The organism is Devosia sp. (assembly GCF_024707125.1).
In the GTDB taxonomy this organism is placed as follows: Bacteria; Pseudomonadota; Alphaproteobacteria; order Rhizobiales; family Devosiaceae; genus Devosia.
On sequence record NZ_JANQAH010000013.1, the window covers coordinates 117736 to 131480 of the forward strand.

Genomic DNA, 13745 nt, shown 5'->3' on the forward strand with positions numbered 1-13745 from the left:
TCCACCGGAGCGATTTTGCCCTTCGGGCCGCGCACTAGCCAGCCAGCCGTTCAATCTCTGCGCCGCAGCGCGACAGCTTGTCTTCGAGACGCTCAAAGCCGCGGTCGAGGTGATAGATGCGGTTGACGATTGTCTCGCCCTTGGCGGCGAGGCCGGCGATCACCAGCGACACCGACGCACGAAGATCGGTCGCCATCACCTGCGCGCCCTTGAGCTGCGACTTGCCCTGGATGGTTGCTACCTGTCCGTCGACGGCGATGTCGGCGCCGAAACGGGCGAGTTCGGCCACATGCATGTAGCGGTTCTCAAAGATGGTCTCGCGCACATGGCTCGTGCCCTGGCTCATGGTCATCAGCGCCATGAACTGGGCCTGCAAGTCGGTCGGGAAGCCCGGGAAAGGATGGGTCTCGATATCGACCGGCTGAATGCCATTGCCATTGCGCTTGACGCGGATGCCATCGGCCTCCGTGGTCAGATCAACGCCAGTGCGGGCCAAAATATCGAGTGCCGATTGCAGATGCTCGGCGCGCGCGCCGCGCAGCAGCACATCGCCACCGGTCATGGCCGCAGCCATGGCAAAGGTGCCGGTCTCGATACGGTCGGGGATGACTTCCACGCTCGCGCCATGCAGCTTTTCGACGCCTTCAATGGTCAGCGTGCGCGTGCCAATGCCCGAAATCTTGGCGCCCATGGCGACAAGGCATTCGGCGACATTGGTGATTTCCGGTTCCTGCGCCGCATTCTCGATGACGGTCGTGCCCTTGGCGAGGGTCGCCGCCATCAGCAACGTGTGCGTCGCGCCCACCGAAACTTTTGGGAACACGATGCGATTGCCAATGAGACCGCCCTTGGGCGCGCGGGCCACCACATAGCCCTCGTCGATATCGATCTCGGCGCCGAGTTCTTTGAGGCCAAAGAGAAAGAGATCGACCGGGCGCGTGCCGATGGCGCAACCGCCGGGCAGGGACACGCGAGCCTCATGGCAACGGGCCAGCAGCGGCCCGATGACCCAGAAACTGGCACGCATCTTTGAGACAAGGTCATAGGGCGCGGTGGTGTCGACGATGTCGGCGGCATGAAAGGTCATGCGCTGGCCAACACCATCCGATTCGCCGCGACGGCGACCGTGCACGGCGATATCGACGCCGTGATTCTCGAGAATGCGTTCGAGCTGCTTGACGTCGGCAAGACGGGGAACATTGGTGAGCACCAGTGGCTCATCGGTGAGCAGCGATGCGATCATCAGGGGCAGGGCGGCATTCTTGGCGCCCGAAATGACGATATCCCCGTTGAGCGGATTGCCGCCGACCAAACGAATACGATCCATGAAATGGTTCCTCTGAACCGGCCCTATCTGGGCCTTCTACCTGTGGAGGAGGTAGGCGAGGTCTTCGTTGCCACGTAAGCCAGACCAGCCGCGCTCATGCGAATATGTGACGTTCCTGAATACGCCCGAAAATGATTTACGGTTTCTTGACCGCGATCGTTTCGGGTGCCGGAGCATCATCCCGGGCAGCGCGAGCCCTGGCCTGATCCTTTCGACGTTTGAGGTTCTCGCGAAGCTTTGCGGCTAATCTTTGCTCGCGGGCAGTAGCTTCGTTCGACTTACTCATCGCCTTCCTGGCTATCGGTGATTCACAGGAGGAGTTGATAGGCGGTTTTTGCGCTTGCGTCGAGAGAATCCCTATGGCAGTAGAGCGCCCGTCGCCGCAGAAACCTGCCGGCGCCCTTTACGATGCTGCCGTAGCTCAGTGGTAGAGCACTCCCTTGGTAAGGGAGAGGCCGACAGTTCAATCCTGTCCGGCAGCACCAGTTCTCCCAGAAAAATCATCGAAGTCCAGCCTTGCGGCCTTGTTCCGTCTTGCTGTCGTCCCGGCTTGTGCTGGAAGCGCCCGCCTAGGCGAGGATCAGGGCGGTTACGGTGGCGAGGAGGATGAGGGCTACGATCGAAAGAGCCCCTGCGGCCAGCACGCGGCCGCCTGAGGCGATGACCGAGCGTAGGTCGACCGAGAGGCCGAGAGCGGCCATCGAGATCAGGGTCAGCGTGGCCGAGGCGCGGTGTAGCGTGGGCAGGATGGCGTCGGGGAGGACGCCGGTCGATCTCGCGCCCATCATGGCGAGGAAGCCCAGGATGAACCAGGGCAGGAGTGTCGCGAGCGGCAGCGTGCTGTGCGACCGGTTTTTTTGCATGAGGCCGAGGGCGAGTACGACCGGGCCGAGCATCAGCACGCGGATCAATTTTACCAGGGTGCCGATCTGGGTGCTCATCACACCCACCGGCACGGTGGCGGCAAGGACCTGCGGCACGGCATAGACGCTGAGGCCGGCAATGACGCCATATTGCCATTCGCTGACCCCGAGGAGCGTGAAGCCGAGCGGCAGCAGCAGGACGACCAGCACGCCGAGCGCTGCGGTGAAGGCGATGGCGGCGGCAACATCGTCTGCCGGCGCCTTGATGACGGGCGCCGTCGCCATGATGGCGGAATTACCGCAAATGGAATTGCCGCAGGCAACGAGCGTCGCAAGGCGCGCATCAAGGCCCAGGGCGCGGCCTATGCCATAGCTCAGTGCCAAAGCGAGCACGACAACCAGCATGATGGCCGCGACCACCATCGGCCCGATCTGCAGCACGGCCCCGGCGCTGATCGTGCCGCCAAGAAGGACGATGGCCACTTCGAGTACGGTCTTGGCCGCGAAATGAACGCCGGCACGAAAGCGTGTCGCAAGCCCGAAGAGGCTGTGTACGGCGATGCCGGCCATGATGGCGATAACCAGCCCGTCGAACATGACCCAGCCCAGCACCTGCTGCTGAAGGCGCTCTGCCAGAAGGGCAAGCAAGGTGATGCCTATGGATAGGGTCAGGCCAGGAATGAGTTGCCGAAACTGCGGCAGCGGTAGCATGATTTGCTCCAATGCGGATGCAGTGGAGGATGAAGCTTGCATTCATTAGAATCCATCGCATAATCATGCATGTTTCATGCAGTTTTTCCGTATAAGCCGTGACCATCGAGCAATTGGCCATCTTCATCGCCGTGGCGGAGCGTCAGCACCTGACCCAGGGTGCCGCGGCGGTCGGGCTGACGCCTTCGGCCGCCAGCGCGGCGATCAAGGCGCTTGAAGCCGTGCACGCCGTCCGGCTGTTTGATCGCGTCGGGCGGCGGATCGAGCTGACCCGCGATGGCATGGCCTTTCTTGAAGAGGCGCGGCAGACCTTGGCCCGTGTTCGGCAGGCCGAACAGGCGCTCAACGATCTCGGCGGCCTCAAGCGCGGAACGCTTGACGTCATGGCAAGCCAGACGGTGGCAAACTACTGGCTGCCCGCGCGCCTCCTTGCTTTTGCGTCAAGCTATCCGGGGATCACGGTCAATTTTTCTGCGGCCAATACCAATGACGTGGCTGAAGCGGTCATTTCGGGTGCGGCCGAACTGGGCATTGTTGAGGGCCATGTCGACGTGCCCGTGCTCGCCACCCGCCCGATTGGGCGAGACCGGCTGGTCGCCGTTTCCGTGCCGTCAGTAGCCCTCGCGCGACCGCGCTTTTCCGACTACCGCTGGATCATGCGGGAGCCCGGTTCTGGAACGCGAGCGGAGTTCGAGGCGGGCGTGGCAAAACTCGGTGTCGATCCGGCAACGCTGGATGTCGCCCTGGCGCTGCCGACCAATGAGGCCGTCCTCAACGCCGTTCTCAACAGCGATTGCGCGGCCGCCCTGTCCGAAATGGTCGTGGCGCCCTTTGTTGCCGCGGGGCGCCTGTCGATCCTGCCCTTTGAATTGCCACAGCGCAATTTTAGCCTGCTCTACCATCGCGAACGCCGGCCCTCGGCGGCGGTGAAGGCGTTTCGCGATCTCTGTCTTGAAGGGAGCTAGGGCATGGAAGAGGTTGCTGGCGGGTGTCTTTGCGGTGCTGTGCGGTTCGTGGCTGCGGGGCGCCCCTTCCGGGTCGGCATTTGCCACTGCATGGATTGCCGCAAGCACCATGGCGCGCTGTTTCATGCCTCGGCCATTTTCCCCGAAGCGGCGGTGACGATCTCGGGAGAGGTTGGCGACTATCTTGGGCGCTGCTTCTGCCCGCGCTGCGGTTCGTCGGTCTTTTCGCGTAGCGGCGACGAGGTGGAAATCAATCTCGGCTCGCTCGATGCGCCCGATCAGTTCCGGCCCACTTATGAACTCTGGACCATTCGCCGCGAAGCCTGGCTGCCGCCCTTGCCGCTCGACCGGCATTTTGAGCGCGATCGCACCAGCGCGAGCCGGACCGAAGACTAGGCCAGGGTGGGAAAATAGCTAAAAGTTGACCTTTTGGCTCAAATCCAGTTCCATGCGGGCCATGGAGGGGAGGGGCCCAAAGAATGCTGAGTTTTTCGACCGATGACGTGGCCCCCGGGGACCGCTTCGAGCAGTGGCGCGAGGTCCGCAGCAGGGACCTTTTCGGCGTCACGATCGAATTGCCGGCAGACCGGCGCGCCGCCTTTGCGGGGTCCTTTCGTGCCGAAAAATTCGGCGCGGCGATTGTCTCGGAGATAGCGGCTTCCGCCTACACCATTCGCCGCACCGAAGCCGATATTGCGCGCGTCGCCGGCAACAGTCTTTGTCTTGGGCTGCAGGTGCGCGGGCCAGGGCGGCTCGATACTGGTTCGGGGCGCAGCGAGCTGATCGCCAATGGCGATATGATCATCAACCATTCCGACCTGCCCTATGGCGCAACGCCGGGAACGAATGGCGGCTTTCATTTCCGCATGCTCAAGATCCCGGTCAGCGACGAGCTGACGCTCGGCCGCTCCATCTCCGATCTCTCTGCGGCAAGGCCGCTGGAGGGGACGAGGGCGCTGCGTCCACTGCGGGCCCTTTTGGACGTGCTGACCACGCACAAGCGCGCCTCGGCAGATGCAGAGCGCGATATCGTCCACATTGCCCGGCTTGGGCTAGCGGCGCGCGGGCGCCTTGCGGAAAACCTGCCCGAAGTGCGCAGCGCCATCCGCGCCGGGCTGCGCTATCTCGCCCTCGACATCATGGCCGAGCAATATCACCAGATCGACCTGACCCCGGCCCTGGTCGCCCGCAGCCTTGGTCTGTCGGTGCGACATCTGCACCTGCTGTTCGAAGATGCGGAAAACACTTTTAGCCGCACGCTTGTGCTCATGCGGGCGAGGGAAGCGCAGAGGCTTCTCGTCGGGCAGCCGGAACTGACCGTGGCGCAGGTGGCCTATGCCTGTGGCTTTGAAAGTCTTGCGACCTTCTATCGCGTTTTCCGCAGCGTCTACGGCATGGCGCCGGGTGACGCGCGTCAGGCCAACTAGGTCTTTCATACTCCACGACTTTCAGCTTTTCCGGGACTGGCTTTGCTGCTGGCTGGTGGTTAGCTTGCGGGGCGTGCAGTACGTCTGGGGGACGACATGGCCATACCTTCTACGCCGGCGAAAAACCTTGCCTGGGGCGAGCGCCTGAAATTGCGTGTCTCGACCATTCTTTGGTTTCTTCTCGCGGCCGGCTTCCTGCTCGGCCTGCCGGTGCTGCTCGATGTGCATGTCCTGCTGCTTGTCGCGGTGGTCGTGCTGGCACTGCTTCTCGCCTTCCCCGCGGCCTGGCTGGTGCGCCGCATCGTTGCCGGGCAGCGTCGTCAGCGCCGGCTCTGGAGCTATATCAAGGCGTTCCTGGCGCTGGTCTTTGCCATCACGGCGCTGATTGCCGCGCCACTCTACTATCTCGCCTTCCGCACCGAGCTGACCCCGCTCACCGTGCCGCAGGCGACCCTGTCGAATGGCAAGAAGACGGTGGTGTTCCAGGGCATGATGCACATCGGCTCGGAAGGTTTTTACAAGAGCGTCGTCTATGACCTCGAAAAGGCGCTGAGCGATGGCTATGCCATCTATTATGAAGGCGTGCGCGGCGACCCGGCGGGCGACAAATGGTTCTCCGAAACGCTGGCCGGTGGTGGCGATCTCAACACCAATTACCAGACCTTTGGCGATGCCTGCGGCCTGCAGTTCCAGGGGCCATATTTCCAGCTTCTCGCCGCCGATATGAAGGCCCGCCCCGAGCGCCATGTCGAAGCCGACGTGTCGACGGCCGACATGATGAACGAATATCAGCGGCTGATGGAGACCGACCCCGAATTTGCGGCGACGGCCGGACAATCGAAACTAGCGGCGCCGGAGGACGGCGAGGCCGACCAGACGACGCAATTGTTCGATTGGCTCGCCAATGCCACGCCCGGCCAGCGAAAGATTCTTGGCCTCGCCTGTCGCGGCTGGATGACCATGCTGCTGGGCAACAAGACCGCGCCATCGCCGCTTGATCCGGTCATTCTCGATTTCCGCAACGAAAAGCTCGCCGAGCGCATCGAGACGAGCACGGACGACAAGATTTTTGTCACCTATGGCGCCGGGCATCTGCCGGGCCTGCTCGACGATCTGCAAAAATCCGACCCCGCCTGGGAAGTCAAATCGCTCAAATGGATGCGGACCATCGAGACGCCCGAGGATCTCGAAGGGCAGATTTAGGGCTCTCGCTTTTCATCTGGAACGCCGTCACCCTCGGCTGTCATCCCGGCCTTCGGCGGGATGACAGCCGGTGTTTGCCGGCCTTTCAGCGCTATCGGAATCCCCCAAAAGGGCGCGGCCAAAACCGCGCCCTTTTGCTTGCCATGCCCGCTTGCCAGCGGTTTCGATGACAAATATCTTTATGATCAAGATTCTTTGTCATGGGGATAATGATGGACGGGCGGGCGGAACTGGAAGACCGGGTTGGTACGGCGCTCATTCACATGATCCGCCGGGCCGAAGAAGCGCAGGAGCGGGCGGCGCGCTGGCAGGGCATGCACCCCACCGATTTTCGCTGCCTGGGTTATCTCCACCTCAAGGGCGAGCCCGTCAGCCCCGGCGACATCATCAGCCATCTTGGCCTGACCTCGGGCGCGGGCACGGCGCTGCTCGATCGGCTGGAAAGCGCGGGCTACATCACACGCAGCCGCCACCCTGAAGATCGGCGCAGTGTTCTTATTGTGCTCGATACCGAGGCCGCAGCCGAGCCGCTGGCGCTGCATGAACGCATCAGGGCGGAATACCATGTCGGGACGGCCGAATTTTCGGACACCGATCTCAAGGCCATCGCCAAATTTCTCAACCGCATTGAAGCGCTCTCGGCCGAACTCAACGAGGCGCTCTACGAGCCGAAGGCCCCCATCAAGGCGGCCTCGTAACCAATAACGATACGATCAATCCTCTGGAGGAAAGACTATGAGTAGTGATGGTGGGGCGAGGGCGCCTCACATCGTCGAACGCGGCCTGATGGGCCTGTTCGCCGTTGTTCTGGGCGTCATGGCCCTGATTTTCGTGGGCGGAGGGGCTTATCTCGCGACCCTTGGCGGTTCGCTTTACTACGTGGTTTCGGGGCTGCTGTTCCTCGGCGCCGCCGTGCTGCTGTTCCGCGGCCGGCGCCTTGGTGCCTGGGTTTTTGGCCTCACGCTGGCGCTCACCATCATCTGGGCCATCTGGGAAGTCGGTTTCGATGGCTGGGCGCTTCTGCCGCGTCTGATGATCCCTGTGGCTTTCGGCATCTGGCTGCTGCTGCCCTGGAGCCAGCATGCCCTTTCCGGCACTCTGGATCTTGCGAAGCGCGTGCCGTTTGGCGCAACGGGTCTGATTACGTCGGCTGCCGTGGTTTCGGTGGCGCTTGGTGCCGGGCTCTATGCCATCAGCGCGCCGAGCCTGCCGCAGGACCCGCGCTTCCAGACCGGTTTTGGCGCATTTCCGGCCGAGGCTAACGGCGCCGCGGCGCTGGGGCAGACCGGTGCCGACTGGCCCTATTTCGGTGGCGACCAGGGCGGGCAGAAATATACCCCGCTCGAAGAAATTACCCTCGATAACGTCAAAAATCTGGAAGTCGCCTGGTCGGTGGATGTGGGTCGCATTCCCGCCAACAATTCGACCCCGCTCAAGATCGATGACAGCATCTATATGTGCAACGGTTTTAGCCAGGCCTTTGCCCTTGATGCGGCAACCGGCGCCGAGCGCTGGATGTATGACGGCTCGGAAGGCCATGGCGGCACCTGCCGCGGCGTGAGCTACCATAAGGTTCCGGGCATGACCGGCGCCTGCGCCGAGCGCGTGCTCTATGGCACGGCCACGGCCAAGCTGATCGCGCTCGATGCGCGGACCGGCGAACTCTGCGCCGATTTCGGCGAGGGCGGCCGCGTCGATCTCCTCGTCGGCATGCACGACTATGAAGGCAAGATCATCGGCGGCTACTATTCCATCACCTCGGCGCCCACTTTCGTGCGCGGCAAGGTCGTGGTCGGTGGCTGGGTGACCGATGGCCAATATTGGGGCGAAGCCTCGGGCGTCATCCGCGCTTTTGACGCGGTAACAGGCGACATGTCCTGGGCCTGGGACCTTGGTCGCCAGGACCGCACTGGCCTGCCGCCCAATGGCGAAAGCTATACCGTGGCAACGCCGAACAGCTGGGCCCCGGCCGTAGCCGACGAAGAACTGGGTCTGGTCTATCTGCCCACGGGCAATGCGACCCCCGACTTCTTCGGTGGCCAGCGCCGTGAATTCGACGATCAGTTCAATTCCTCGGTCGTCGCGCTCGATGCTGAAACCGGTCGTCTGCGCTGGTCCTTCCAGACCAAGCATCACGACATCTGGGACCATGACGTCGCCTCGCCCGCTTCGCTCATCGACCTGCCCGATGCTTCGGGCACGATGCGCAAGGCGCTGGTGCAGCCCACCAAGGCCGGCGAAGTTTTTGTGCTCGACCGCACGACCGGCGAGCCGATCTTCCCCGTCACCGAAACGCCGATGCCCCAGACCGGCGTCGTGCCCGAAGAGCGCAATTCGCCCACCCAGCCGCTCTCCAACAGCCTGCCATCCTTCCGCATGGCGACGCTGACCGAGGCGGACATGTGGGGCGTGTCGCCCTTCGACCAGCTCTATTGCCGCGTCAAATTCAAGGAAGCGCGCTACGAGGGCACCAATACCCCGCCGGGCCTGACGCCCTCGATCCAGACCCCGAGCACCTTTGGGGCGATGAACTGGGGCGGCGTTTCCGTCGATCCCCTGCGCGGCATCATGGTGGTCAATTCCAACCGCTTCGCCAGCTATGTCCAACTGCTCTCCCGCGAGGATGCGGATGCTCGTGGCGCCAAGCCGCAGGGCGAATGGGGCGATCGTCGTGAAGTCGGTGGGCTCGTGGCCCAGGCCAATGTGCCCTATGCCGCGGCGCCCTATTTCTGGCTCACCGCGCTCAACGTGCCCTGCATCGACCCGCCCTACAGCTATCTGAGCGCGGTCGATCTCAATACGGGCAAGATGCTCTGGACCCAGCCCTTCGGCACCTCCAAGGGCAGCGGCGCGCTCGGCATCAACCTGCCGTTCGAGCTGACCCTCGGCACGCCGACCCATGGCGGTTCGATGATCACCGCCAGCGGCCTGGTGTTCATCGCCGCGGCCAAGGACAATATGCTGCGAGCCTATGAACTGGCGAGCGGCAAGGAAGTCTGGAAGACCGAACTGCCGGCCGCCGGTGGCGCGCCGATCAGCTACACGCTCGATGGCAAGCAGTACATCGCCGTCGTTGCCGGCGGTCAGGGCGCCATCCAGTCGCGCTTCTCGACCAAGGTCGTGGCGTTCAAGCTGCCGGACTAAGGCAAAAGGCGGCGCTCAGGCGCCGCCTTATTCTTGGTGTGGTGGCTCCCGTACCCCCACCCTCATTCCCTCCCCACAAGGGGGAGGGAGGCGCAAGCCTCAGTCTTCCCGGCTCCATCGTCTCCCTCCCCCTTGTGGGGAGGGATCAAGGGTGGGGTAAGCGATGCCGCCAAAATTGCGGAAGTAGTGTCTTACTCCATCCGCCCAAGGGCATCCTCGAGCTTGCCAAAGTAGTCCTGCCAGCCCATCCGCGCGCCATGATAGGCCTGGTTCTGGTCGGGCCGGAAACCGGTCTGTTCCATGCGCAATTGCGTGCCCGAGGCGATCGGTGTCAGCGTCCAGGTAACCGTGCTTTCAAGCCCATAGGCGTCCCAGGAATAGGCCAGCGTACGATTGGGCTCGATCTCCTTGACCTCACAGTCAATGGCGCCCCAATCGGCGGTGAACTTGAACTTGTGACCAAGGTCAGGCGCAAAGTCGCTGCTCATCAGCCATTCCTTGATCAGGTGCGGCTGCGTCAGCGCCCGCCAGAGCTTTTCCGGCCTATGGGAAAAATCGCGTTCAATAACGACAGTGCGGATTTCAGGCGTAGCTTCGGCCATGGACAAACCTACTTTGAATGATTTTGGACAATGGCGGCGTGGATCAGCGCCTTGAAAGCGGCTTCGTCGATCTCGTCGCCTTCCTTGAAGTCGATCGCCCTTCGCGTGCCGCCGGTCAGGCTCGAATTGAAGATGCCGGAGGGATCGGCAAGGGCGGCGCCCTTGGGGAAAGTGGTCTTTATCGCCGCCTTATAGGCCTCGCCGGTGCAGATAATGCCGCCATGCGACCAGACCGGATTTTCCCATTTCCACTCTTCGACGACCTCGGGATCGGCCTCCTTGATCAGCCTGCGGATACGCGCCAGCATTTCGCCGCGCCAACCGCTGAGTTCAGCAATGCGGGCATCGATTTTTTCGGCAGCACTCTTTTCGGTCATTTCACCCTCACATCTTTTCGCCCGGCAGCAGCACGGCCTGCTTCACCCAGGTGACGAACTGCTTTTCGTCGATCCCGGCCTCTTCGGTGACGTCATAATAACGCACGCCGGCAACTTTGGATTCTTTGGCCGGCATGGGTTTGAGCTCCGTGCCCTTGAAGAAGGTCACACGCACATGAGCCTTGAAGCAATGCATGCTCAAAAACCACGTCTCGCCGTCGAGGCCATAAAGCGGCGTGTTCCATTTGACCGCCTTTTTCACCCCTGGCACGGTTTTCACCACCAGCGCATCCACCTCGCGGCAGATCGCCTGCTTCCAGCCCGGCACGGCGGAGAGATAGGCTGATACCGGTTCATCACCAAAACCCTTGGCAATCTGCGGATTGTCGCCCGAAAGCAGCACGACGCCATCCTTGTTGGGCTTCAGCGGCTTTCTCTCCGCCATCAGGCTGCGTCCTTTCCGCGCCGGTGCCACTTGGCAAAATAGGGCAGCGCGAAGAGATAGGTGCCGGTCAGAAACAGCAGCAGCAGTGGAAAGAGCGGCACATAGGACATCCACATGATCGGCTCGGCCTGTGCCAGCGCAATCGACGTGGCGATCACGCTCAGGACGAAGGCGACCGAAATCCAGCGATGCGATTGCCTGACCCGGCGCGGCCAGGCGGAACGGGGTGGTGTGGTGGTGATTTCGCTCATTGGTCCATTCTCCTCAACAGATCTTCCAGGGCATCAAATCGGTCCTCCCAAAACCCCGCCATTTCCTTGGTCCAGTCGACCAGAGGTCCAAGCGCGGCCAGTTGGGCGCTATAGTGGGTTTGCCGTCCATCGATCCGTCCGCGCACGAGCCCGGCATCCTTCAAGACGCCGAGATGCTTTGAGACCACCGGCTGGGACACGCCGGCGCCGGCGGTCAGCACCGCCACGGTATGTTCGCCTTCGCGGCAGAGGCGTTCGAACAGCGCCCGTCGTGTCGGGTCGGCCAGCGCCTTGAACACCGTGTCTGGTCCCGGTTGCATTGGATCGATACCTCGTTGGCTATGAGTTAATTCATAGCTCCGCGGCTATTTGAGAGTCAAGCGCGATTTGGTGAGCGGCAATGCGCTGGCATGAAGCTGACGATTTTATGCAATTGCTTGGGGTCGCAGAACGCTCCCTTTACTCGGCTCGCGCATTTTGTTCGGGAATCCCGGGGAGACGGTGATGACCGGCGGCGAGACAGAGCAGCTTCTGCGGTTGCAGACCGAAGTGTTGGAAGCCGTGGCCCAGGGAGAGGCCTTGCCGGCCATCGGACGCCTTTTGTGCCAGCGCGCTGAAGAGCTCGCGCCCGAGGCCGTCTGCTCCATCCTGCTGGTCGACGAATACGGCTCGGTGCGCGCTCTGGCCGCTCCCGGCCTGCCAAAATTCTATTCTGCCGCTATCAATGGTTTGAAGATCGGGCCGCAGGCTGGCTCCTGCGGCACCGCCGCCTATCGCCGGGAAGAGGTGGTGGTCACCGATATTGCCAGTGATCCGCTCTGGGACGATTTTCGCGCCATGATCGCGCCGCTGGGCCTGAAAGCCTGCTGGTCGACGCCCATCAAAAATCCTGCCGGGCAGGTGATCGCGACCTTTGCCTTCTATTTCCGCTCGACCCGCGGCCCCAGCGCCACCGAGCGCAACATCGTCGAGACCTGCGCCCATCTTTGCGCGCTCGCCATCGAGCACGAACGTATCCGCGACCGCAATTTCCGCCTCGCTTATTACGATGTGCTGACGGGCCTGCCCAATCGCGGCCGCTACAATGAACTGCTGGGCGAACATATCGGCATGGACCAGCCCTTTGGACTGATCCTGCTCGATATCGACCATCTGAAATCGGTCAATGACACGATCGGCCATGCCGCCGGCGATCGGTTGATCGCCACGGTCGGAGCGCGTCTCAGCGCCGTGCACCCGACCCTCATTCCCTGCCGCCTCGGCGGCGATGAATTCGCCATTATCGCCCGCGGCTGCTCCAGCCATGACATGCTCGAACACTGGGCCAGCATGGTGAGCGACGCGACCACCGGCATGGTCGAAATGTCCGGCCAGTCCTTTGAGGCCCATGTGACCATGGGCGGCGCGGTTTTCGGCATGGATGGCAAGGATGCCGATACTCTGTCGCAAAATGCCGACTTTGCGCTCTATCACGCCAAGGAAGCGCGCCGTGGCGGCTATATGGCCTTTCAGGCGGACCTCCGCACCGAGATGACGCATCGCATCGCCCAGGTGCGCCAGCTCGATCAGGCCCTCGCCGAAAACCGCGTCGAGCCCTATTACCAGCCCATCGTCAATCTTGAGACCAACGAGATCGTCGGGCTCGAAGCCCTGGCGCGGCTGCGCATGGGAAGCGAGGTGGTGTCGGTGGGGGAGTTTCAGACCGCCCTGACCGATCCGCGGCTCGCCTGCGAACTGACCGGCAAAATGCTCGAACAGGTAGCGCAGGATATGCGCGGCTGGCTCGATGCGGGCATCGATTTCCAGCATGTCGGGGTCAATGTAACGACAGGCGATTTCCAGCGCGGGGATCTGGCCGAGCGCATCATCGACATCTTTGGTTGGGCCAATGTGCCGCTCAGCCATATCGTGCTCGAAGTCAATGAAGCCGTATTCGTCGGCGGCAGCGACAGAAGCGTGCCCCATGCGGTCGAAGCGTTGCGCAGCCGCGGCATTCTCGTGGCCCTCGACGATTTCGGCACTGGCTTTGCGTCCCTGACGCACCTCCTGTCCTTCCCCGTAGACATCATCAAGATCGACCGGTCTTTCGTTACGAAACTCGGTGTCGACGGGCCGAGCGAGACGGTGGTGTCCGGCCTCGTCGATATCGTGAAAAAACTCGGCATGCGCATCGTTGCCGAAGGCGTGGAATACGAGGAACAGGCCGCGGCTCTTCGCCGTTTCGGCTGCCGTTTGGCGCAGGGCTATCTCTATTCCAAGCCCGTTTCGGCCGCGCAATGCACGCGCCTGCTTGAGGCCCATGCGCAACGCCGCTCGATCGCAGCCGACGGCGAAAACCGCCGCAGCGCCTAGGTTTTCCGGCCCAAACAGCCCCAAAAATTCCGTGACAGGACGATGACAGGGAGCGTCCCTACAGTAAGGGCACGAACG

The 13745-nt window shown here is 62.5% G+C and carries 14 protein-coding genes and 1 tRNA gene; 8 read left to right on the top strand and 7 right to left on the bottom strand.

Features of this window, described 5'->3' with window-relative positions; genetic code table 11:
• Nucleotides 1-34: 34 nt before the first annotated feature.
• Nucleotides 35-1327, bottom strand: coding sequence for a UDP-N-acetylglucosamine 1-carboxyvinyltransferase (gene murA, locus NVV77_RS21435; protein ID WP_295416726.1), 1293 nt, complete (start codon nucleotides 1325-1327; stop codon nucleotides 35-37).
• Nucleotides 1328-1737: 410 nt separating this feature from the next.
• On the opposite strand from murA, the gene NVV77_RS21440 reads away from it, so the two are divergent.
• A tRNA-Thr gene (locus tag NVV77_RS21440) sits at nucleotides 1738-1812 on the top strand.
• Nucleotides 1813-1896: 84 nt separating this feature from the next.
• Here the strand turns inward: NVV77_RS21440 and NVV77_RS21445 are convergent.
• Complete coding sequence (locus NVV77_RS21445) at nucleotides 1897-2901, bottom strand: putative sulfate exporter family transporter (RefSeq protein ID WP_295416729.1); 1005 nt, start codon at nucleotides 2899-2901, stop codon at nucleotides 1897-1899.
• A 98-nt stretch (nucleotides 2902-2999) separates the two neighbouring features.
• Here NVV77_RS21445 and NVV77_RS21450 point away from each other — a divergent pair, with 98 nt between their 5' ends.
• From NVV77_RS21450 to NVV77_RS21475, 6 genes are all read left to right on the top strand, one after another.
• Nucleotides 3000-3866 carry a LysR family transcriptional regulator gene (locus NVV77_RS21450; protein WP_295416731.1) on the top strand — a complete coding sequence of 289 codons (867 nt, stop codon included), beginning with the start codon at nucleotides 3000-3002 and terminating at the stop codon, nucleotides 3864-3866.
• 3 nt (nucleotides 3867-3869) lie between these two features.
• A complete protein-coding gene (locus NVV77_RS21455; RefSeq protein ID WP_295416733.1) occupies nucleotides 3870-4262 on the top strand; it encodes a GFA family protein in 393 nt (130 codons plus the stop codon).
• 83 nt (nucleotides 4263-4345) lie between these two features.
• Complete coding sequence (locus NVV77_RS21460; RefSeq protein WP_295416736.1) at nucleotides 4346-5293, top strand: AraC family transcriptional regulator; 948 nt, start codon at nucleotides 4346-4348, stop codon at nucleotides 5291-5293.
• A gap of 96 nt (nucleotides 5294-5389) precedes the next feature.
• On the top strand, nucleotides 5390-6496 hold the full coding sequence (locus NVV77_RS21465) for a hypothetical protein (RefSeq protein WP_295416738.1): 1107 nt from the start codon (nucleotides 5390-5392) through the stop codon (nucleotides 6494-6496).
• Between the two features lie 200 nt (nucleotides 6497-6696).
• Nucleotides 6697-7194, top strand: a complete 498-nt coding sequence (locus NVV77_RS21470; RefSeq protein ID WP_295416741.1) for a MarR family transcriptional regulator — start codon at nucleotides 6697-6699, stop codon at nucleotides 7192-7194.
• 37 nt (nucleotides 7195-7231) lie between these two features.
• The gene (locus NVV77_RS21475) at nucleotides 7232-9640 is read left to right on the top strand and encodes a membrane-bound PQQ-dependent dehydrogenase, glucose/quinate/shikimate family (RefSeq protein WP_295416743.1); all 2409 of its coding nucleotides are present in this window, start codon (nucleotides 7232-7234) and stop codon (nucleotides 9638-9640) included.
• Nucleotides 9641-9831: 191 nt separating this feature from the next.
• Here NVV77_RS21475 and NVV77_RS21480 read toward each other — a convergent pair whose 3' ends face one another.
• The 5 genes from NVV77_RS21480 to NVV77_RS21500 are packed head-to-tail and all read right to left on the bottom strand — an operon-like array spanning nucleotide 9832 to nucleotide 11635.
• On the bottom strand, nucleotides 9832-10242 hold the full coding sequence (locus tag NVV77_RS21480) for an SRPBCC domain-containing protein (protein WP_295416746.1): 411 nt from the start codon (nucleotides 10240-10242) through the stop codon (nucleotides 9832-9834).
• An 8-nt stretch (nucleotides 10243-10250) separates the two neighbouring features.
• Nucleotides 10251-10619, bottom strand: coding sequence for a DUF1801 domain-containing protein (locus NVV77_RS21485; protein ID WP_295416749.1), 369 nt, complete (start codon nucleotides 10617-10619; stop codon nucleotides 10251-10253).
• 7 nt (nucleotides 10620-10626) lie between these two features.
• Nucleotides 10627-11064, bottom strand: a complete 438-nt coding sequence (locus NVV77_RS21490; protein ID WP_295416751.1) for a DUF1801 domain-containing protein — start codon at nucleotides 11062-11064, stop codon at nucleotides 10627-10629.
• Nucleotides 11064-11315: a hypothetical protein gene (locus tag NVV77_RS21495; protein WP_295416754.1), complete on the bottom strand. Its 252-nt coding sequence runs from the start codon at nucleotides 11313-11315 to the stop codon at nucleotides 11064-11066. Before NVV77_RS21495 ends, NVV77_RS21490 begins: the two co-directional genes overlap by 1 nt.
• Entirely contained in the window at nucleotides 11312-11635 is a 324-nt protein-coding gene (locus NVV77_RS21500) for a helix-turn-helix transcriptional regulator (protein ID WP_035082712.1), read from the bottom strand. The genes NVV77_RS21495 and NVV77_RS21500 overlap by 4 nt, the downstream gene beginning before the upstream one ends.
• A 184-nt stretch (nucleotides 11636-11819) precedes the next feature.
• Here NVV77_RS21500 and NVV77_RS21505 point away from each other — a divergent pair, with 184 nt between their 5' ends.
• Nucleotides 11820-13667 (top strand): EAL domain-containing protein, encoded by a 1848-nt coding sequence (locus NVV77_RS21505; RefSeq protein WP_295416757.1) that lies wholly within the window; start codon nucleotides 11820-11822, stop codon nucleotides 13665-13667.
• Nucleotides 13668-13745 lie beyond the last annotated feature (78 nt).